Annotated in this window: 18 protein-coding genes; 5 read left to right on the top strand and 13 right to left on the bottom strand. The window is 58.8% G+C overall.

Translation table 11 applies throughout. The annotated features are described in order from the left end of the window. Positions 1–5 precede the first annotated feature (5 nt). Positions 6–653, top strand: a complete 648-nt coding sequence (gene pdxH, locus M5D89_RS06145) for a pyridoxamine 5'-phosphate oxidase (protein ID WP_248884960.1) — start codon at positions 6–8, stop codon at positions 651–653. A gap of 9 nt (positions 654–662) precedes the next feature. Here pdxH and M5D89_RS06140 read toward each other — a convergent pair whose 3' ends face one another. From M5D89_RS06140 to leuC, 4 genes are read right to left on the bottom strand one after another with little or no spacing between them, the layout of a single operon-like run. After that, positions 663–965 (bottom strand): hypothetical protein, encoded by a 303-nt coding sequence (locus M5D89_RS06140; protein WP_248884959.1) that lies wholly within the window; start codon positions 963–965, stop codon positions 663–665. Then, entirely contained in the window at positions 958–1,587 is a 630-nt protein-coding gene (gene leuD / locus M5D89_RS06135; RefSeq protein ID WP_248884958.1) for a 3-isopropylmalate dehydratase small subunit, read from the bottom strand. The genes M5D89_RS06140 and leuD overlap by 8 nt, the downstream gene beginning before the upstream one ends. Position 1,588: 1 nt before the next feature. Beyond that, positions 1,589–1,738 (bottom strand): hypothetical protein, encoded by a 150-nt coding sequence (locus M5D89_RS06130; RefSeq protein ID WP_248884957.1) that lies wholly within the window; start codon positions 1,736–1,738, stop codon positions 1,589–1,591. Continuing rightward, positions 1,735–3,144: a 3-isopropylmalate dehydratase large subunit gene (leuC, locus tag M5D89_RS06125; protein ID WP_248884956.1), complete on the bottom strand. Its 1,410-nt coding sequence runs from the start codon at positions 3,142–3,144 to the stop codon at positions 1,735–1,737. Before leuC ends, M5D89_RS06130 begins: the two co-directional genes overlap by 4 nt. Positions 3,145–3,277: 133 nt before the next feature. On the opposite strand from leuC, the gene pmbA reads away from it, so the two are divergent. Continuing rightward, a complete protein-coding gene (gene pmbA / locus M5D89_RS06120; protein WP_248884955.1) occupies positions 3,278–4,606 on the top strand; it encodes a metalloprotease PmbA in 1,329 nt (442 codons plus the stop codon). Positions 4,607–4,614: 8 nt separating this feature from the next. Further along, positions 4,615–5,997, top strand: coding sequence for an APC family permease (locus M5D89_RS06115; protein WP_248884954.1), 1,383 nt, complete (start codon positions 4,615–4,617; stop codon positions 5,995–5,997). Between the two features lie 4 nt (positions 5,998–6,001). Here the strand turns inward: M5D89_RS06115 and M5D89_RS06110 are convergent, their stop codons facing one another. From M5D89_RS06110 to glnK, 4 genes are all read right to left on the bottom strand, one after another. Further along, on the bottom strand, positions 6,002–6,346 hold the full coding sequence (locus tag M5D89_RS06110) for a P-II family nitrogen regulator (RefSeq protein WP_248884953.1): 345 nt from the start codon (positions 6,344–6,346) through the stop codon (positions 6,002–6,004). After that, on the bottom strand, positions 6,343–7,065 hold the full coding sequence (locus tag M5D89_RS06105; RefSeq protein WP_248884952.1) for a type 1 glutamine amidotransferase: 723 nt from the start codon (positions 7,063–7,065) through the stop codon (positions 6,343–6,345). The genes M5D89_RS06110 and M5D89_RS06105 overlap by 4 nt, the downstream gene beginning before the upstream one ends. 72 nt (positions 7,066–7,137) lie before the next feature. Continuing rightward, positions 7,138–8,442 carry an ammonium transporter gene (locus M5D89_RS06100; RefSeq protein ID WP_248884951.1) on the bottom strand — a complete coding sequence of 435 codons (1,305 nt, stop codon included), beginning with the start codon at positions 8,440–8,442 and terminating at the stop codon, positions 7,138–7,140. 51 nt (positions 8,443–8,493) lie between these two features. Continuing rightward, positions 8,494–8,832 (bottom strand): P-II family nitrogen regulator, encoded by a 339-nt coding sequence (gene glnK / locus M5D89_RS06095; protein ID WP_248884950.1) that lies wholly within the window; start codon positions 8,830–8,832, stop codon positions 8,494–8,496. Between the two features lie 469 nt (positions 8,833–9,301). Here glnK and glnA point away from each other — a divergent pair, with 469 nt between their 5' ends. Further along, complete coding sequence (gene glnA / locus M5D89_RS06090) at positions 9,302–10,717, top strand: glutamate--ammonia ligase (protein ID WP_248884949.1); 1,416 nt, start codon at positions 9,302–9,304, stop codon at positions 10,715–10,717. Positions 10,718–10,777: 60 nt separating this feature from the next. On the opposite strand, the gene ntrC is transcribed toward glnA, so the two are convergent. Continuing rightward, positions 10,778–12,226: a nitrogen regulation protein NR(I) gene (gene ntrC / locus M5D89_RS06085; RefSeq protein ID WP_248884948.1), complete on the bottom strand. Its 1,449-nt coding sequence runs from the start codon at positions 12,224–12,226 to the stop codon at positions 10,778–10,780. Continuing rightward, entirely contained in the window at positions 12,223–13,314 is a 1,092-nt protein-coding gene (gene glnL / locus M5D89_RS06080; RefSeq protein ID WP_248884947.1) for a nitrogen regulation protein NR(II), read from the bottom strand. The genes ntrC and glnL overlap by 4 nt, the downstream gene beginning before the upstream one ends. Positions 13,315–13,587: 273 nt before the next feature. Here glnL and M5D89_RS06075 point away from each other — a divergent pair, with 273 nt between their 5' ends. Then, entirely contained in the window at positions 13,588–14,562 is a 975-nt protein-coding gene (locus tag M5D89_RS06075; protein ID WP_248884946.1) for a PDC sensor domain-containing protein, read from the top strand. Positions 14,563–14,585: 23 nt separating this feature from the next. Here the strand turns inward: M5D89_RS06075 and M5D89_RS06070 are convergent, their stop codons facing one another. From M5D89_RS06070 to M5D89_RS06060, 3 genes are read right to left on the bottom strand one after another with little or no spacing between them, the layout of a single operon-like run. Further along, positions 14,586–17,954, bottom strand: a complete 3,369-nt coding sequence (locus tag M5D89_RS06070) for a transglutaminase family protein (protein ID WP_248884945.1) — start codon at positions 17,952–17,954, stop codon at positions 14,586–14,588. 11 nt (positions 17,955–17,965) lie between these two features. Continuing rightward, positions 17,966–18,958, bottom strand: coding sequence for an alpha-E domain-containing protein (locus M5D89_RS06065; protein WP_248884944.1), 993 nt, complete (start codon positions 18,956–18,958; stop codon positions 17,966–17,968). After that, positions 18,958–20,406, bottom strand: a complete 1,449-nt coding sequence (locus M5D89_RS06060) for a circularly permuted type 2 ATP-grasp protein (RefSeq protein ID WP_248884943.1) — start codon at positions 20,404–20,406, stop codon at positions 18,958–18,960. Before M5D89_RS06060 ends, M5D89_RS06065 begins: the two co-directional genes overlap by 1 nt. Between the last annotated feature and the right edge of the window lie 96 nt (positions 20,407–20,502).

The raw sequence follows: 20,502 nt of genomic DNA, 5'->3' as shown, positions 1-20,502 counted from the left end.
CAGACATGGACGGCGAGATCGACCATCGCGCCACCCGCCGAGATTTTCGTGCCGGTATCCTGACGCGCACGGATCTCGCCGCCGATCCCTGGCAGCAAATGCAGATCTGGCTGGAACAGGCCGCGGCGGCCGGCAACTTCGATCCCACCGCCATGGCCCTGGCGACGGCGGGCGCCGATGGCCACCCCAGTGTCCGTTTTGTACTGCTGAAGCACTTCGATTCCCGCGGAATCTGTTGGTACAGCGATAGCCGCAGCCAAAAGGGCCATCAGCTGGATGAAAATCCCCATGCCGCGGTGGTCTTTTACTGGCCGGAACTCGATCGCCAGCTCCGTCTGGAGGGGGCCGTGAGCCGTCTCCCAGACGAGGACGCGGAGAGCTACTTTCGCCAGCGCCCGGTCGGCAGCCGCCTGGCTGCGGCGGCGTCGGAACAGAGTCAGGAAATTGCCGATCGCGCGAGCCTGGAGGCGCGCGTCGCAGATCTCGCTACCCGCTATGCCGACGGGTACGTGCCCCGCAATCCGGCATGGTGCGGTTATCGTCTATCCCCTATTCGCTTTGAATTCTGGCAAGGCCGCAGCAATCGTCTGCACGACCGCTTTGCCTATGTGGCAGCCGGACATACCTGGCACATCCAACGCCTGATGCCTTGAGACAAAGTCTCAAAAGCCTTCGATGCGGGCCTCATAATCGACCACAATCAGGCGATAAAGATCGCTGCCCAACTGCACGTGGGCGGTCTGCGGCGCACCGATCTGAATGGTATTGCCGCCGGTCATACTCAAACCCAGTGGCTGGAACTGGTCTTGTTCAATCAGATCCTGTAACAGATTTTGCAACTCTTCTAGAGCCACGGTGCCGGTATTGTCCACGACCCGACACGCCTTTCCACGACGCGTCCGCCCTTCGATAATCTGCGCATTCGGTGCCAAGGGCGGCAGCCCAGAATCCTCATGCTCAGCCATGGTGTACCTCGCGAAACAACCACGGCATTTCTTGTTGGCGTTGCGCTTCGTAATCGCGAATGGCAGCAGCGTGCGCCAGTGTCATCTGAATATCATCAAGGCCATGCAGGAGTTTGTGTTTAGCCCCCGGCGCAATCGTAAAAGCGTAGCGCTGCCCATCGTCGCTGCGTAGCTCCTGCGCCGCAAGGTCGATATGTACCCGCAAAGGTGTCCGCTGCGTAGCCGCAAAAAGGGCGTCGATCTGGGCCTGCTCCAGGCTAATGAGCAGGATCCCATTTTGTACGCAATTATTGGCGAAGATGTCGGCAAAACTCGGCGCAATCACCGCGCGAATCCCATAGTCCGCCAACGCCCAAGGCGCATGCTCGCGGCTCGAGCCACAGCCAAAATTCTGCTGTGCCAGAAGAACCTGGGCACCCTGCAACTGGGGGTCATTCAGGACAAAATCGGGGTTCGGATCGAGGAGGTCGCCATTGCGATAGCGCCAGTCGAAAAAAAGAAACTTGCCCAAACCCTGGCGCTCGATGGTCTTCAGGAATTGTTTGGGGATGATGGCATCGGTATCGACATTGGCCCGATCAAGGGGGATCAAAAGCGAATCGACCACAGTAAAAGCTTGCATCTCAGGACTTCTCCAAACGCTTGAGAACGACATACTCGACGCCAGCGACTTCATTGGCGGCGGCCCGCGTCGCAGCAAGGGCACCCAACTCCGTCAGCCCACAACTGAAGAGCAGCAAGGCGGCTCGCAAAAGGAGGAGACGGGTGTTCACGCGTCCCACTGCCGTACGTCGACGAAATGCCCTGCCACGGCGGCCGCTGCGGCCATGGCCGGACTGACCAGATGGGTGCGCCCACCCGCTCCCTGGCGGCCCTCGAAATTGCGGTTGGAGGTCGCGGCACAGCGCTCCCCCGGCTCCAGGCGATCGGCGTTCATGGCCAAGCACATGGAGCAGCCCGGTTCCCGCCACTCAAAGCCCGCAGCGAGAAAAACCTGATCCAGCCCTTCGGCCTCGGCCTGTTGTTTCACCAGGCCCGAACCCGGGACCACCAATACTGCCTTGACGGAGTCTGCCTTGCGCTTGCCGCGCAACACCGCCGCAGCTGCCCGCAGGTCCTCGATGCGCGCATTGGTGCAGGAGCCAATGAATACCTTGTCGATGGGGATCTCGCTGATGGCCGTGCCGGGACGCAGATCCATATAGGCCAAGGCACGAGTCCAGGCCTCCTGACGCACGGGATCTGGGGCATTGACCGGATCGGGAACACGGGCATCAATCCCGAGCACCATCTCTGGGCTGGTGCCCCAGCTCACCTGCGGCACGAGGGTACTAGCGTCGATACGCAGCTCGCGATCAAAAACCGCGTCGGCATCCGTGTGCAGGCTACGCCAGAAGGCTACGGCACGCTGCCAATCTTCGCCCTCTGGGGCATAAGGCCGACCCTGCAGATAGGCGAAAGTCACCTCGTCAGGGGCGACCATTCCCGACCGTGCGCCAGCTTCGATGGCCATGTTGCAGACGGTCATCCGCCCTTCGACACTGAGCGCCTCGACCACCGGACCGGCAAACTCGATGGCATGACCCGTGCCTCCCGCGGTGCCCATCTTGCCGATAATGGCCAGCACCAGATCCTTGGCGCTCACCCCCACGGGCAACGTTCCATCAACCCAGATCCGCATATTCTTCGACTTGCGCGCCCACAGGCACTGGGTGGCGAGCACATGCTCAACCTCGGTGGTACCGATACCAAAGGCCAGTGCCCCCAGAGCACCGTGGGTAGCGGTATGGGAATCCCCACACACCACGGTCATACCGGGCAAGGTCAGCCCCTGCTCCGGCGCAATCACGTGGACGATCCCCTGGCGTCGATCGAGCATGCCAAACTCTTCGATTCCGAACTCCGCGCAGTTGCGATCCAGGGTCTCGACCTGCAGACGAGAGGTTTCATCGGCGATTCCAGCCGCCCGGTCGGTAGTCGGCACGTTATGGTCGGCAGTGGCGATGTTCGCGTCCACGCGCCAGACCTTGCGCCCCGCGGCACGCAGGCCAGCAAAGGCCTGCGGACTGGTGACTTCGTGCAGCAGCTGTCGATCGATGTAGAGCAACGTACGCCCGTCCTCTTCACTAAGGATGCGGTGCTGTTCCCAGAGCTTGTCGTAGAGGGTTTGTCCTGCCATGTCTGCCTAGCCTTTACCGATTTCCGACGACATACTACGCCGTTTTGGCTGCGGGCGAAAAGGCACGGCTTTCCCCGCAGCTGCCGCAGCGTTTAAGATGGTAGGATCGCAGAGTGACAGAAAAGGACAGCCCATGAGCAGCAGCGAAGCGCAAGAACTCAGTAACGTTGCGCAGCAATGTCTGGAGATCGCCAAGGCGCGCGGCGCAAGTGCCGCAGAAGTGGGCGCAAGCAGTGGCAAGGGCTTGTCCCTGAGCGTGCGTCTCGGCGAGGTGGAGTCGGTAGAATATCATCGCGACAAGAGTGTCGGTGTCACCGTGTATCTGGGAGATCGCAAGGGCTCAGCCTCCAGTTCAGATTTTTCCCCCACGGCGCTGACCGAGACCGTCGAGGCCGCCTTGAACATTGCTCGCCATACCGCACCGGACTCCTATGCCGGGCTCGCAGATCCTGCTCTGTTGGCCAAGGAATTTCCGGATCTCGACCTCTACCATCCCTGGGACATTGATCCCGATGCAGCGGCAGCACTCGCGCGCCGCTGTGAAGAGGTGGCGCGAGCTGCCGATCCCCGCATCACCAATTCCGAGGGCGCCAGCATCGGCACCGGCGAGGGCCTCAGTGTCTATGCCAATAGTCTGGGCTTCCTTGGACGCAGTCAGGGTTCACGCCACAGCCTATCCTGCTCGGTCATTGCCGAAGACGTACAGGGCATGCAACGAGACTACTGGTATGATGTGGCCCGCCGGCATGAGGATCTCGCCAGCGCGGAGGAAATTGGCCGAATCTGTGCCGAACGTACCGTGCGTCGCCTTGGTGCGCGAAAAATTGGCACTTGCACGGCGCCGGTTCTGTTCGAAAACCAGATCGCCTCCAGCTTGCTGGGGCATTTTGCGCAAGCTATCAGCGGTGGCAGCCTCTATCGAAAGGCAAGCTTTCTTCAGGACAGCCTTGGGCAAACTCTCTTCCCCAAACAGGTGCACATTTACGAAGAGCCGTTGCGGCGCCGTGGACTGTCCAGCGCCAGCTTTGATGGCGATGGGGTTGCCACGCAGAATCGGGACCTGATCCGCGATGGGGTCCTGCAATCGTACCTGCTGGATGTGTACAGCGCCCGCAAGTTGGGACTGCAAAGCACCGGCAATGCCGGCGGTGCGCACAATCTCACCCTTGCACCGGGATCGGACGATCTCGACGCTCTGCTCCGGCAGATGGGACGCGGACTCTTTGTCACCGAGCTGATCGGTTTTGGTGTCAATGGCGTGACGGGGGATTACTCCCGTGGCGCCGCTGGGTTCTGGGTGGAAAACGGAGAGATTCAATATCCGGTGGAGGAAATCACGATTGCCGGCAATCTGCGCGAGATGTTTCAGGGCTTCGCTGCCATTGGCAGTGATCTCCTGATTCAAGGCGGGACCGGTAGCCCCTCTATCCTCATCGATAACATGACCATCGCCGGCAACTAAGACCTTTAATGACCAGCGCTTCCCGGCGGGTAGACACCCGCGAGGTGTGGGGCCATGCCGTGGCCAATATCACCCCCTCGGCCATGCCCGCCGTGACCATTGCCTTGGTCGCCGCGCATGGTGGCCCCTTCACTTGGCTGGCTTATGCCCTGGTCGGGATCGTCATGTGGCTGGTCGCGATCCAACTGGGTATCCTGGCGCGGCATTTTCCTTCCCCCGGCTCACTATTCTTTTATCTTGCCAAGGCACTGCATCCGGTCGCCGGCTTGGTAGCGGGCTTCACCATGATTCTGGGTTACGGTGGTGCCCTGCTCGGTGCCCCACTGCTCTGTGGTCTCTTCCTCGATACTGCCGTGCACAGCATCTGGTCTGGCAGCGCGCATCTGCTTGATCTCTTTGCCCTAGCTACCCTGGCGATTGCCTTCTCGTTGGCGCGGCGCGGGGTGGAGATTTCGGCGCGCTGGGGACTGTGGGTGGAGTGGTTCTCCATCGCTTGCATTCTCCTCATTGCCATCCTTACCCTGGCCCATTTTGGCATCAGCGATCCGCAGCAATGGCAGTTTCAACACCTGCAACCCCCTTCCCTACTCAGCGCCCTGGTACTGTCCTTGCTCGCCTATGGCGGGTTCGAGACGGCCGGAAATTTGGCAGCGGAGGCAAAGAAACCCGAAGCCATCCCGGGCATGATGCGCTGGGCAGTGATTCTCGTCGCCGTCTTTTTCGTTTTTCTGGCCTACACCGAGACCCTAGCATTCCAACGTTTGGGACAACCCTTGGGCAACGCTTCGACACCCCTGAATGCCATCGCGAGCGCGATGGGAGAACCTTGGCTGGGCATCCTGGTGGATCTCGCCATGGCGACCGCCGCTTTCTCGGCGAGTATTGCGACTTTCAACAGCATCTCCCGTATTCTGTTGAGCATGGCTGCCCACCGCGTCTTGCCGGTAACGCTGGCCCGGCAGCATCCGCGCTATGGCACGCCCATTGCCGCATTGCGCTTACTCGCCACCTTGGTGCTGGCGAGCATTCTGCTGTTCTGGTTGACCCACGCCTCGGTTCTGGATCTGATCGATATCTTCGGCACCTTCACCGCGCTGGGCTTTGTCCTACTCTACGCCTTGAGCAATCTCGCCGCTCTGCGCTATCTCTTCCGCAGCAGGGTCAGCTTGCGCTGGCTCAGCTTAGTCATCACACTCATCAGTCTACCGTTGTTGGGTGCAGTATTTTACGGAACCGTGGTTCCCTTCCCGAGCGGCAGAATTGGGGCAACGATCGTTTTCTTCCTGGCGATGGTGCTGTTCAGCACGGCTTTGGGGCTATATTGGGCGCGTTTTCAGCCGGCGCGGCTACAGGCCATCATCAGCGACCAGCTCCAGCCATCGGTAGAGTAGGAAATCAGCCCTCTTCTTCCGCGCGAATCCCGACAATACCCACAACGGGCTCCATCCACATCTTGCCATCGCCCATTTCGCCAGTCGCGGCCTGCTCCCGAATCAGCGCAAGCACCTGCCCGGCTTGCCCCTCTGCCACGACGGTTTCAATCTGCACCTTGGGATGGCTCCGCGACTGATACCAGGCGCCACTGCGTAAGGTGGAATAGCCCAGTTGTTGGCCAATCCCGTCTACATCGATTACCGTCACGCCACTCACTCCGAGCACAGCAAGAGCGTCACAGACCTGATCCATGCGCTGTGGACGAATGATCGCCGTGATTCGTACCCAAGAGCTTGCGCTACTCATCCATCTTGTCTCTCGATCTGCTTTAGCCAGGGACCGTACAACGCCGTCGCCGTGACTGCAAGTTGGGCGCAAGCCTGATCGAGGGCATGCAGCATGGTTGGCACTGTTTGCACATACTCTCCTCCGGCTGTCAGATCAGCGGCGTTATCGCTGCTCCATTGCCGCACCTGTTCCGCCGTCACCTCCGGGTGCGCCTGCAGGGCAAGAATCTGGCTACCAATCGCAAAGGCCTGGACTGGCGTTGCATCATTCAGCGCCAAGACATCTGCACCGGCGGGAAGCGTCACGCAGTGTTCGCCATGCCAATGAAATAGGGGGAATTCCCGCCGCATCTCCGGCCAATAAATCTGCCCCGCTGCGGTCAAGGACACCGGCCACCAACCCAGCTCCAATCCCGAAGGATTGCTTTCCACCTTTCCACCGAGGGCAACAGTGATGAGTTGCGCGCCAAGACAATGCCCCAAAATAGGGCATCCATCCCGAGCGGCGGCACGAATCAAGCTCTTCTCTCTGGCTAACCAGGGATACTCCGCTTCGTCATACACACTCATCGGGCCGCCCATCAGAATCAATGCTGCATGAGCAATCATGCTGCCTGGCAGCGAATCGCCCTGATAGAGTTTCCGCAGATCAACCGCGTGGCCACGGGCCGCCAACAAGGTAGCCAGGGTTGCAAGCCCCTCATCGGGATGATGTTGCAAAACCAAAATCGCTGTCATGCGTTTTCTCTCTCTGGAATACAAACGGCGGCCCGGAGGCCGCCGTTGGAACCACTATCCGCAAACGACTCGTTAGTCGCCGAGCACCGGATGACGTTCCCCTTCGCCAAAGAAGGCATAGGCCTCTTCACCATGGACCGCATCATCACCCACCATGAGCTCCTCCTCACTCATGCGCAGCGGAACTACCAAGCTGATGAGCTTCAGCAGGACGTAGGTAACAACGATGTTCAAACCGATAATGAACGCCGCACCGATGATCTGCAACCAGACCTGATGCCAGTTTCCATCAATCGCTCCGCCAGGAGTGGTCAACGCAAAGGCTGCGCAACCCTCCTTAGTTGCAAAGATGCCGACCATGATACCGCCGAGCACGCCCGCCACCGCGTGGGTGTGGAATACGCCCAGGGTGTCGTCCACCTTACGGAATAACGCCGTCTTGCCGACGATGTTCATACTGATCCACGGGATGATACCGGAAGCGATACCGATGGCAATGGCGCCCCAGCCGTCCACTACACCCGCTGCCGGAGTGATGGCGACAAGGCCGGTGATCATGCCCTGCACCGCACCGATTACCGAAGGCTTCTTGAAGTAGAAGATATCCATGATGGTCCAGACAATGACACTCACTGCCGTGGTCAGATTGGTATTGAGCACCGCGGCACCAGCGTCACGGCTAGCAGCATAGGGATCGCCGCCGTTGAAACCATTCCAGCCCAGCCAGAGGATACCGGCACCCACCAACATCAGCAGCACGTTGTTGGGCTGAAAATTTTCCCGATCACGAGCCAAACGCGGACCGATCACTGCAGCACCGACAAAACCAGCGATACCCGCGGAGAGATGGATCACATAACCACCGGAGTAGTCAATGACTCCCAAGGTGGAAAGAAAACCACCACCCCAGAGGCTGAAGGCACCCACGGTATAGGAAAAGGTGAGCCATAGGGGCACGAAAATCATCCACGCCTTGAAGCTCATCCGCCCAAGAAAAGCACCCGCCATGATCACCAAGGTGATCGCTGCAAAAACGAACTGAAAATACACCATGGTAGACATGGGAAAAGCAGCCGTGGTGTTCGATGTCGGCAACAACGCCTGGGTGAGTTCATCCTGCATACTAATGATGGGATGTGGCAGACCCACGAAGGGGAACCATTCATGCCCAAAGCCCATATTGTAGGCCCAGAGCACCCAAGCAATCAGCACCGCTGCGAACGCATAAAATGCCATGAACGCGGAATTTACCGCCCATTTTTTCTTGACAATGCCAGCATAGAGCACGACAAGCCCGGGAACACTCTGCAGGCCGACGATGGTTGCCGCCGTAAGCTGCCAGGCATTGTCACCGGTATTTAACCAGGACACAGACATAAGACTTCTCCTTTGTAACGGTGTTTTGAAAGCAAACTGGTATTGTGGAAATCAGAGGGCTTCGTCGCCGGTCTCACCGGTACGAATGCGAATGGCCTGACTGATCTCGGAGACAAAGATCTTGCCGTCACCGATCTTGCCGGTTTTGGCACCCTTGGCGATGGCTTCGATCGCGATGTCGAGAAACTCGTCCTTGATCACCGTTTCAATTTTTACCTTGGGCAGAAAATCCACCACATACTCTGCCCCACGATACAACTCTGTGTGGCCCTTCTGGCGACCAAACCCTTTAACTTCCGTTACCGTCAATCCCTGGATACCGACCTCGGAAAGCGCCTCCCGAACATCATCCAGTTTGAACGGCTTGATGATTGCCGTGACGAGTTTCATACCTCTACTCCCTTGTGATTGCCCTCAGAAAAGAAACTCCATTTTCCACACACCGCACAGCTGACTCGTCGTCAGGCCGCCCTGCCCAGTCATCAGATAGCGCTGAGGAGGAGTTCGAGCTGACAGAAACGACCGGGGCTGCAAGCAATGGCTGCAGAGAGGTTCCACGTTTTTTCCGGGTTTTCATTGCGGTTACCTCCTGTCAGTAGGTTGTGGAAAGCTGAGGCCGCCATTGCAGAATTTATGCCATGACAATTTATGTTTTATAATCAATATCTTAAATAATCAATAATGTTCAATAAATAAGCGTTCTTTCCAAGCTATGCACTATAATGATGCGATCATGTCCTGTTTTGCACTATTTTGGGATATCAAAGGGCTGTCCGTCGCGAAATTGCTGCGCACTTTGGATGGCACACAATCTGCTTGCTCCTACAGGGAGAATCCACAGAACCGAGGAGTGCGACACATGGGGTTGAGCCCAGCAGAAGTTTTACAACTCATTCAAGACAAAGACGTAAAGTTCATTGATTTCCGTTTTACGGACACCAAGGGCAAGGAGCAGCATGTCTCGGTGCCTGCCCACACCATCGAAGAAAAGACCTTTGTCGAAGGCAAGATGTTCGATGGCTCCTCCATTACCGGCTGGAAGGGTATCAACGAGTCGGACATGATCCTCATGCCCGAGGCGGAGAGCGCGGTGCTGGACCCCTTTACCGACGAGGTCACCCTCAACATCCGTTGCGACGTCATCGAGCCCGCCACCGGCCAGGGCTATGAGCGCGACCCCCGCTCCGTGGCCAAGCGTGCCGAGGCCTATCTGAAGAGTACGGGCATTGCCGATACCGCCTACTTTGGCCCCGAGAATGAATTCTTCGTCTTTGATTCCGTCACCTGGCACATCGATATGAGTGGCTGTGGCTACAAGGTGGATGCCGAAGAGGCTGCCTGGAACTCGGGCAAGGAATACGAGTCCGGCAACATGGGCCATCGCCCGGGCGTCAAGGGCGGCTACTTCCCCGTGCCCCCCGTCGACTCCGCCCAAGACCTGCGTTCGGCCATGTGCCTGGCCCTGGAAGAGATGGGTCTGACCGTCGAGGTGCACCATCACGAAGTCGCCACTGCTGGCCAGCATGAGATCGGTGTCAGCTTCAACACCCTCACCCGCAAGGCCGATGAGGTGCAGATCCTCAAATACGTAATCCACAACGTCGCCGCCGCCTATGGGCAGACCGCCACCTTCATGCCCAAGCCCATTGTTGGTGACAACGGCAGCGGCATGCACGTGCATCAGTCCCTGGCCAAGGACGGCAAGAACCTGTTTACCGGTGACGCCTACGGTGGCCTGTCCGAGCTGGCCCTGTACTACATCGGCGGCATCATCAAGCACGCCAAGGCCATCAATGCCCTGACCAACCCCAGCACCAACAGCTACAAGCGCTTGGTGCCCCATTTCGAGGCCCCGGTGCTGCTCGCCTACTCGGCCAAGAACCGCTCTGCCTCCATCCGCATCCCCTATGTGAGCAATCCCAAGGCGCGGCGCATCGAGGTGCGTTTCCCCGACTCCACCGCCAACCCCTATCTGGCCTTTGCGGCGATGATGATGGCGGGCCTGGATGGCATCCAGAACAAGATCCACCCTGGAGATGCCATGGACAAGAACCTCTATGACCTACCGGCGGAAGAGCAGGAGCAGATCCCCGGCGTGGCCGCTTCCTTGGAAGAGGCCCTGCGTGCCCTGGAGGCCGATCATGAGTTCTTGATGAAGGGCGGGGTCTTTACCCCCGACTGGCTGGCAGGCTATCTGGAGGTGAAGTGGGCCGAAGTTCAGGCCCTGCGCGTCACCACCCACCCGGTCGAATATCAGATGTATTACAGTCTTTGAACAGTGTTTTAACCTCCGTCGTCATTGCCCGGGTTCGCCCGGGCTTTTTTGTGCACGGAGTCATTCCATCCCAAGAGAACGCATCTTGCGGGCGATCGTATTCCGCCCCCAACCCAGGCGTTCCGCCGCCACTTGCTTATGTCCACGGCTCGCGTTGAGGGCGGCTTGCAGCAGCACACGCTCGAAGTCTGGCAACAAGGCATCCAGCACCCCACTATCACCAGCATGGAGGCGTTCTTCTGCCTCCTTTAATAGCAGTTGACGCCAATCTGCCATCACGACTGCTGGCCCTGCACTAGATTCCGCAGCCGGAGAATGCGTCTCGGAAATTCCTTCGTCCGTAGCACTGTCGGCAAGAAGTTCGGCCGGCAAATCGCCCAGCTCCACGCGCTGACTGGGCGCCATCACAGTAATCCAGCGGCAGGTATTTTCCAGCTGCCGCACATTCCCCGGCCAAGACCAAGCGCGCATGCGTGCATCGGCCTCGGGACTCAAACTACGGACTTCTACCCCAAGATTTTCGGCGGCGCGATGAAGGAAATAGCGCGCCAGCCGCGGAATATCGGAACGGCGTTCCCGCAGGGGGGGAATATGGACAGAAATCACATTCAGGCGGTGATAGAGATCCTCGCGGAAACTGCCATCCCGCACCTTGGCCGGCAAGTCCTGGTGCGTCGCCGCCAGGATCCGGACGTCGGCGCGGATGGATGCGTGTCCACCTACCCGGTAGTAGGTACCATCAGATAAGACCCGCAACAGCCGGGTTTGCAGGGCGGCAGGCATATCGCCAATTTCGTCGAGAAACAGGGTACCACCCGTGGCCTGCTCAAAACGGCCCTTACGCATCTGCACCGCGCCCGTGAAGGCGCCCTTTTCATGCCCGAACAACTCGGATTCCAGGAGTTCTGCGGGAATCGCGGCGGTATTGATGGCGACGAACGGGCCACTGGCGCGGGGACTATGGCGATGCAGCGCCCGGGCCACCAGCTCCTTGCCGGAACCCGACTCCCCCAAGATCAGGACATTGATGCTGGAGCGCGAGAGACGCCCAATCGCCCGGTACACCTCCTGCATCGCCGGTGATTCCCCGATAATTTCCGTATCGCGCCGGTCAAATCCTGCATCCGGTTCGCTGGCATGAGCCGCTTCCACCGTCAGGGCACGTTGCACCAAAGCAACCGCATCATCAATGTCAAAGGGCTTGGCGAGGTACTCAAAGGCTCCACCTTGAAAGGCGGCCACGGCATTTTCCAGGTCCGAATGCGCGGTGATGATGATGACAGGTAGCTGCGGATGGCGCTGCTGAATCTCCTGCAAGAATCCCAGACCATCGAGGCCGGGCATACGCAAGTCACTGATTACCGCGGCCGGCCGTTCGCGTCCCATGGCACGCAGGGCGAGGTCGGCGTCAGCAAAACTGCGCACCGAAATCTCTGCCTTTTGCAAGGCCTTTTCCAACACCCAGCGTATCGAAGGATCATCGTCGATGACCCAGACTGCCGAATTCATGCGATACCTCCATCAGACAAAGGCAAGCGTATGGAGAAGACCGTATCTCCCGGCACGGAGCGACAATGCACCGTACCACCGTGGGCGCGTACCAGGTTCTGGACAATCGCCAAACCCATCCCCATCCCCTCGGCACGGCTGGTCACCAGGGGCAAGAAAATGCGCGGTAACAGCTCCTCGGGGATGCCCGGACCGTCATCGGCAATGTCTACGCGCAATACCAGGCGATACAGGCGCTGCTGCAGATTCACAAAGCGCTCGACACGGGTGCGGATGAGGATATTTCCCTGGCCGGCCAAGGCTTGACGGGCATTCCGCAAAAGATTCAGAAACACTTGCACCAGTTGCTCTGGATCCGCCTGGAATTCCGGTATCGATAGATCGTAATCAAAGCGCAGCGCCACTCCCGTGGGCAAGTTCACCTGTAGTAGACGGCGCACATGTTCCAGTACTTCATGAATATTCACCATGCGCCTTTGTGGTGCTGCCTTGTCACCCCGCAAGCGGTCGACCAGACGCCGCAGGCGATCCACTTCATGCAAAATGATACGGGTGTATTCCTGCAGCTCCGGCGTGGGTAGTTCTCTCTCTAACAGTTGCGCTGCACCACGCAAGCCTCCCAGAGGATTCTTGATTTCGTGCGCCAGGCCAGCAAGCATTTCTTGCGCCGCTTCAAAGACTCGGTCTTGCATTTCCTCTTCTACCCGACGCAGGGAGGCCTCCACGGGTCGCAGTTCCAGCACCCAATGACTCCCCGTATTCAGGCCATTGCAGAGCAGGTCCACGACCACGCGACCACCATCTGCCACACGGAGAGCCAGGGCATGACGGCTCACCACCGTCCCGGCACGGCGAGCGTCCTGGAGAATGGTCGCCAGACTTTCGTCCGCCAGGGTTGCACAGAAGGATTCCAGGCGCTCTCCAAGACAAACACTGGCACTGATTTGCAGCAGATTTTCGGCGCTGGAATTGAGGTAGACAATCTCTCCCTCCAGCGACAAAAGTAATACGGCCGCATCCAGCCCATCCAGAGTGGCCAGCAGATCTGGAGCCGCAGGTTTTTTTTTCGAACGTTTGATCGGAATCACAAGGTCTTCCCATTTCCTGTTTACTGGACTCGAGCAAAGCCTATGCCAATAAAGCTATCGGATTTTTGCACATTCTAGGGGCTTCTCGCGCACCATGATAGGGCAAACCGGAGCCTGATGGCAGATTGCCCATAAAAATGGCGGCCTAGGCCGCCGAGTCATTCGAGGAGGAGTGACCATGACTATGATCAGTGTATATCTAGCAGATATTGTGCCAAAGAACGGCGCGCGCATTGCTTACTCGTTTTGGGTCCGTGGAAAGAGGTCCTCGCCATGAATCGTTTTGAACAGTTCCATGAATCGCAGCGTGAGCTGCACATTCTTCTCGTGGGAGCAGTAGAAACCATAGCCAGCCCGGAACTTTTTCGACAAAACGCTGCCCATCAACGGCAAACGTTGGCACATCTCATGCACCGGCACCGCTTCCTCGACCTCCTGTATCTTCTTGATGCCGATGGCGTGCAGCTCGGTGACAATGTCGTTTGCAGCCGCCTGCGGAGCGCCCGCAGCGGCGATGGCAGTGATCGGAGCCATCGCCCCTACTATCGTCTGGCCCGCAGCGCCAATGGCCCGATTATGACTGAGCCCTATCTGTCTCTGGCTACCAATCGTCTGTGCATCACCGTCGCGATACCGGTTTACGACGGTGATGGAGAGTTATTGGGCATCGTGGTTGCCGACAGCGAATTGGATCGGGCCCTGTCTCTTTTGCAGGAGGACGATACCCGGCGCATCTTTGAGCCCTTTTTCAAGGCCTTTTATGCACTTTTTTCGTGCGGCCTGCTATTCGTCAGTGCATCCCTGGGCCTGCATGGTTTGGTCGCGTTACGTGGGCTATGGCAGTGGCAAAATCCCCTCAGCGACTTTGCCGCACCCTTTCAGGCCACGATTCTGTTTACCCTGGCACTGGCCGTCTTTGATCTCGCCAAAACGATCCTCGAAGAGGAGGTCTTGCTGCGCAAGGATGTGCGTCGCCACAGCAGTACACGTCGTACCCTCACCCGCTTTATTGCTGCCATCGTCATTGCTGTATCTATCGAGGGCTTAATGCTGGTATTCAAGTTTGTCCTCGATCGCCCGCAGCAGCTCTGGTTGCCAGTGCTGCTGCTCCTTGCCACCGCAGCCCTGATCACTGCCCTGGGTGGCTACGTCTACCTAGGTGCACGCGCCGAAAGCATCCTGCTGGACCAACGGCGTCAAAATTTTATCGAGAGATCGAATACCGATAGGCGCAAGCAGGGACAATGACTTGTCGCCCCGCTCTGCGCGCCCTATCGGGATAAGGAACGACGCAGGTCCAGGGTGCAGGGATACTCGGGGTTGGGGGCTTCTGGAGGCGGTTGCAGAGGCCCGAGGGGACTACCATGGGGATAAAATTCGCGCAGACCACCGCGCTCTGGTGGCGGCAACAAGGGACCCTGGGTGAAGCCCATGGGCTCAAAACGGACGATGCGCCGCCCCTCGGCCTCATAGGCATTCACCGGGAAGCGCTCGTAATTTCGCCCGCCAGGATGCGAGACACGGTAGGTACAGCCACCGATAGAGCGCCCGTTCCAGGTATCGACCAGGTCAAAGACCAGTGGCACATGGGTGGGCAACTCCGGGTGCAAGGCTGAGGCCGGCTGCCAGGCTCGATAGCGCACCCCGGCCACGGCCTCTCCTTGGGTGCCGGTGTCCTGTAGTGGTATCCGACGTCCGTTGCAGAGCAATACAAAGCGCTCCCGCGCCAGCCCCGTAACCCGCACCTGCAGGCGCTCCAGCGAAGCATCCACGAAGCGCGCCGTGCCTTGCCCCGTTGTCTCTTCGCCCAGGACCGGCCAGGGTTCCAACGCCATGCGCAACTCGATCTCCACACCACGAATACGTACCCGGCCCAATACCGGGAAACGGAACTCCAAAAAGGGGGCGAACCATTCCGAAGCCAAGGGGTATCCAGCTTCTCCTAACTCCTCGCAGACCTCGCGCAGATCTTCCCAGAGAAAATGCGGCAACATCCAGCGGTCATACAAGCTGGTGCCCCAGCGTTGTAGACGCCCGCGATAGGGGATCTGCCAAAAGCGGGCAAGCAGGGCGCGAACCAGCAGACTCTGCAGCAATGCCATGCGCGGGTGCGGCGGCATTTCAAAGGCACGCAGCTCCAAAAGTCCGAGACGACCAGAGGCCGAATCTGGGGAATAGAGTTTGTCGATACAAAACTCGGCGCGGTGGGTGTTACCGGTGAGGTCCACCAGAAAATTACGCAGCAAGCGATCCACTCGCCAAGGCGCGAGGCTCTCTCCGGTAGGGAGCTGTGACAGGGCAATCTCCAGTTCATACAGAGCCGTATCTCGCCCTTCGTCCACCCGCGGCGCCTGAGAAGTCGGGCCAATGAAGAGGCCGCTGAAGAAGTAGGACAGGGTCGGGTGGTTCTGCCAGTAGCGTAGCATGGAGCCCAACAGGTCCGGACGCCGCAGGAAAGGGCTATCCTCGGCCCGCGCGGCCCCCAAGGTCATGTGATTGCCGCCACCGGTACCGGTATGGCGACCGTCGAGCATGAATTTTTCTGCGCTGAGACGACACAGCCGTGCCTCCGCAAAAAGGCGTTCTGTTTTCTCCTGTAGTTCGTCCCAGCTCGCCGAGGGATGGATGTTGACCTCGATTACCCCCGGGTCTGGCGTGACGGCAAAGCTGCGCAGACGGGCATCCTTGGGCGGCGGATAACCCTCGATGCGCACGGACAAGTCCAATTCTGCTGCCGTCCCCTCGATCGCCGCCACCAGTTCGAGATAGTGTTCGAGAACAACCAAGGGGGGTAGGAATACATTCAGTCCGCCGTCCCGCCACTCGATGGCCAGGGCCGTATGGGGTACTTCGACCCAGACTTTGCTGGGCATCGGCAAATCGGCGGGTGCTGGTTGCGGCACTTGGGCCTGCGTCCAGCTGGAATAGCGTGCCTCGACTTCGCCATGAATATCGGCAGACAAGGGAGGATGCTCTGCAAATGGGTCTGGCTCTGGTTGAATTTCCTGTTCCGCAGTCCACGGCAACCCTTGCAAGGGAAGACGCAAGCCCAGAGGAGAATTGCCGGGAAGCAAGAACAGGGCGCCGCGGCGAAAGACCCAAGGGGCACTATGCCAGGCGTTTTTGCGCCAATCCCAGGCCAGCGGCAAGACAAAACCTGCTGGTGAGCGTAAACCCCGTGACAGGGCAATCGCCAATTCGTTGCGCGCCGCGGGGTCATCGAGGCCCTCTACCTGCAACCAATCGACATCAGTAGGTTGTTGTGCCTCGCGCCAGAGCTGGTATAAGGGATCCTCATACGCAGGACTCAGTACTTCCGCGGACAAGCCCAGGCGCTGGGTCAGGACTTCCGCAAACCGCCCTGCATCGCCAGGGTGTCCCGTAGACTTGCTCCCCGGCTGCCACTGCAACTGCGGTCGCCGCCAGATCGGCGCGCCATCCACCCGCCAAAAACAACTCAATGCCCAGCGTGGCAAGGGTTCCCCGGGGTACCACTTGCCCTGCCCGGTGTGAAACAGTGCCCCAGGCGCGAAGGCGTTCGCCAGGCGCTGTAAAAGTTCCTCGGCGCGTGCCCGCTTTTCTCGTCCGAGCGCAGCGGTGTTCCATTCCGGTGCATCCATGTCATCCACCGCAACGAAGGTCGGTTCCCCGCCTTGGGTCAGGCGCATATCGAGGCGCTGCAAATCCGCATCGACCTTGTGTCCGAGTGCAACAATATCCGCCCAAGTCGCCTCGTCGTACGGTAAGGTGACACGTGGATCTTCGTGAATCCGCCGCACTTCATTCCGAAAGGAAAATTCCACTTCGCAGGGATCGACGGCCCCAGTAATGGGCGCCGCATCGCTGGGGCTTGGCGTGCAGGCAAGAGGAATGTGTCCTTCCCCAGCGAAGAGGCCGGAGGTGGGATCGAGACCCACCCAGCCAGCACCAGGAAGATAGACTTCCGCCCAGGCATGCAGGTCGGTGAAGTCCGTACTGGGTCCAGCCGGTCCCTCGATCGGCTTCTCATCGGCAACGAGTTGCACCAGATACCCCGATACGAAGCGTGCCGCCAAACCCAGGTGGCGCAGGATTTGTACCAGGAGCCAGGCACTATCCCGGCATGAGCCCGAGGCCAGCTCCAAGGTTTCGTCGCAAGCCTGTATTCCTGGCTCCATGCGAATTCGGTAGCCGATATCGCGCTGCACCCGTTGATTCAGATCCACCAAAAAATCGACGGTATGGCGCCGCGTCCGTGGCACTTCTGCCAACCAGTTGCGCAACTGGGGGCCGGCCTGCTCGCGTTCCAGATAGGGGCGCAGAGAAGCCAAAGTTTCGGCGTCGTACTGAAACGGGTAGTGCTCTGCCGACTCCTCGAGAAAGAAGTCGAAGGGGTTGATGGCCACCATTTCGGCAATGAGTTCTACCGCAACCCGAAAATGCCGCGCCGGCTCGGGAAAGGTCAAGCGGGCCAGGTAATTGCCGAAGGGATCTTGTTGCCAATGCAAAAAATGGGGTTCGGGCTCGATCTGCAGCGAGTACGCCAGAATCGGTGTACGACAATGGGGTGCTGGACGTAAACGAATCAGGTGCGGGGCCATCCCGACACGGCGGTCAAAGTGATATTCCGTGATATGCGACAGGGCAACCTGGATGGCCATCAGTGCGCTCCTCAGGCCTGCATGGCAAAGCGGTGCGACGAGGGATGCGGATAAGGTGCCTTATCTTCGCGAATGCGGAAATAGGCATTTTCGATACTGCTATGGAGCACGCCCAAATCCTTTTGTACCTGATCCAAGTACTCATGCAGCACTGCCGGCGACAACTCCTTGAGCTGCAACTGATCGAGACGCCGACGGGTACGCCGCAAGGCCTCGGCGGGGATTCCGGCATTCGGCAGGTAGGCCAGTCCCAATTCCATATCCGCTAGGCAACTACGCACACTCCGCGGACATTTGCTGTCGCGCAGCAAAAACTCCACTGCACGCCCGGAACGAATCTGCACGCCCACATGCTGCCGGTACATCTCCAGGGCGCTCATGGCACGCAACACACCCACCCAGAGACTTTGGTACACCGTTTTGCGCATTCCCTGATCCTCGGGAGGAATTACCGCACTGACGACATCGATGATACGCGAGCCCATATCCGCACGCTCAATATTGCGTCCCAGCTTGATGAACTGATACGCCGCATTTTGGCTCATGCTGCCCACCAGCAATCCTACCAAGGCATGGCGACGGGCGATGACCTGTCCGAGAAAATCCAGACGGGCGCGCCGGTCACCGGCAATATCGTCCTTTTCCAGACCGTCCTGCACATAGAGAAAGAGCGAGTTGATGCGCTCCCAAAACTCTCCCGGCAAGAGATCGCGAAAGGTACGACAGTTTTCCCGAGCCTGATGCACACAAGAGAGCAGCGAACTAGGATTGCGACTATCCGAAATCAGAAAACGCATGATCGATGCTTCTGCTGGCTGCCCATGGTACTTTTGAAAGCGCTCCGCTTCACCCGTGACCTGCAGGAGAATATCCCAGCCAAAACGCGTACCCAAGGGCAAGTCGAGCAATAACAAAGTGGCGGAATTGATGAAGCGCCCCAAATCCTCAGCCCGCTCCAGGTAACGAGCCATCCAGTACAAATTTTCTGCGACACGCGAGAGCATCAGTCATCCTCCTCGACAATCCAGGTATCCTTACTGCCACCGCCCTGCGAGCTGTTGACAACCAACGAACCCGCATTCATGGCAACTCGGGTCAGCCCACCCGTCGTCACATAGCTCTCCTTGCCCTGCAAAATGAATGGGCGCAGGTCGAGATGACGCGGTTCCAGATGGTCTCCGATCAAGGTCGGGGCCGTGGACAGGGAAAGGGTGGGCTGGGCGATGTAATTGCGTGGATCGTCGCAAATGCGCTCAGCAAAGCGTTGCCGCTCCTCAGTGCTGGCGCGCGGACCGATGAGCATGCCGTAGCCGCCCGATTCATTCGCTGGCTTCACCACCAACTCATCGAGATGGGCGAGGACATATTCCCGGTCGGTTTCCCGCATGCACAGGTAGGTCGGGACATTCGGCAGAATGGGCTCTTCCTTGAGGTAATAACGGATGAAATCCGGCACAAAGGCATAAACGACCTTATCATCGGCCACCCCGGTACCCGGGGCATTGGCAATAGCCACGTTGCCGCGCTTCCAGGCACGCATCAGACCAGGAACGCCGATCACCGAGTCATCGCGAAACACCTCGGGATCCAGGAAGTCGTCATCCACCCGGCGATAGATCACGTCCACCTGTAATAATCCGGAGATGGTACGCAAGAACACCCGATCTTCCGAATCCACGAAAAAGTCTGTGCCTTCCGCCAGATAAGCGCCCATCTGTTGTGCCAAATAACTGTGTTCAAAATAGGCAGAGTTGTAGATGCCCGGCGTCAACACCGCAATGACTGGACGATCCCCCGCTCGCGGACTCAGGTCGCCGAGCATACTGGCCAATTGGGCGGGATAGTCATCCACGGGCAGAATGGAGCACAGGGCAAAGATTTCCGGGAAGAGCCGCTTCATGATTTCCCGATTCTCCAGCATGTAGGACACGCCAGACGGAACGCGCAGGTTGTCTTCCAAGACATAGACCGTGCCATCCGCATCGCGCACCAAATCGCTACCACAAATGTTGGCCCACGCCCCGAAAGGCGGATGAACGCCACGGCAAGCAGCGCGGAAATTGCGCGATCCTTCCAGGATCTCCCGCGGAAACACGCCATCTGTGAGAATGCGTTGCTCGTTGTAGATGTCGTCGATGAAATGGTTGAGCGCCTGCAAACGCTGTCGTAATCCAGCGTCGATTCGCGCCCATTCCCGCGCCGACATGGTGCGCGGCACGATATCGAAGGGCCAGGAGCGGTCGATGTTGCCCGCTTCGCTGTACACGGTGAAGGTGATCCCCATGGCGCGGATGCCTGCATCCGCTGTCTCTTGCCGCTGTCGAAGGGCCTCGGGACCGAGCTTTTCCAAATGCTCCAAGACCGCGCGGGCTACCGGGCGCGGTTTTCCTGCTGCCGTCAAAAGCTCATCGTATGAGCTTCCTTTCGGGTACGCATAGAGTATCTTCTGCATGCCTGTCTCCCTTACGGGTTTTGCTCCGTCGCGAGGTTGTTATCCAACCCTTGGAAAAACCGTAGCAAGGCCCATGCCGAGCGCGGTCCTCGGGAA

It is taken from the genome of Acidithiobacillus acidisediminis (assembly GCF_023277115.1).
Classification (GTDB): Bacteria; Pseudomonadota; Gammaproteobacteria; order Acidithiobacillales; family Acidithiobacillaceae; genus Igneacidithiobacillus; species Igneacidithiobacillus acidisediminis.
The sequence above is the reverse complement of the archived record's forward strand: the minus strand, read 5'-3'. Positions and strand labels throughout refer to the sequence as shown.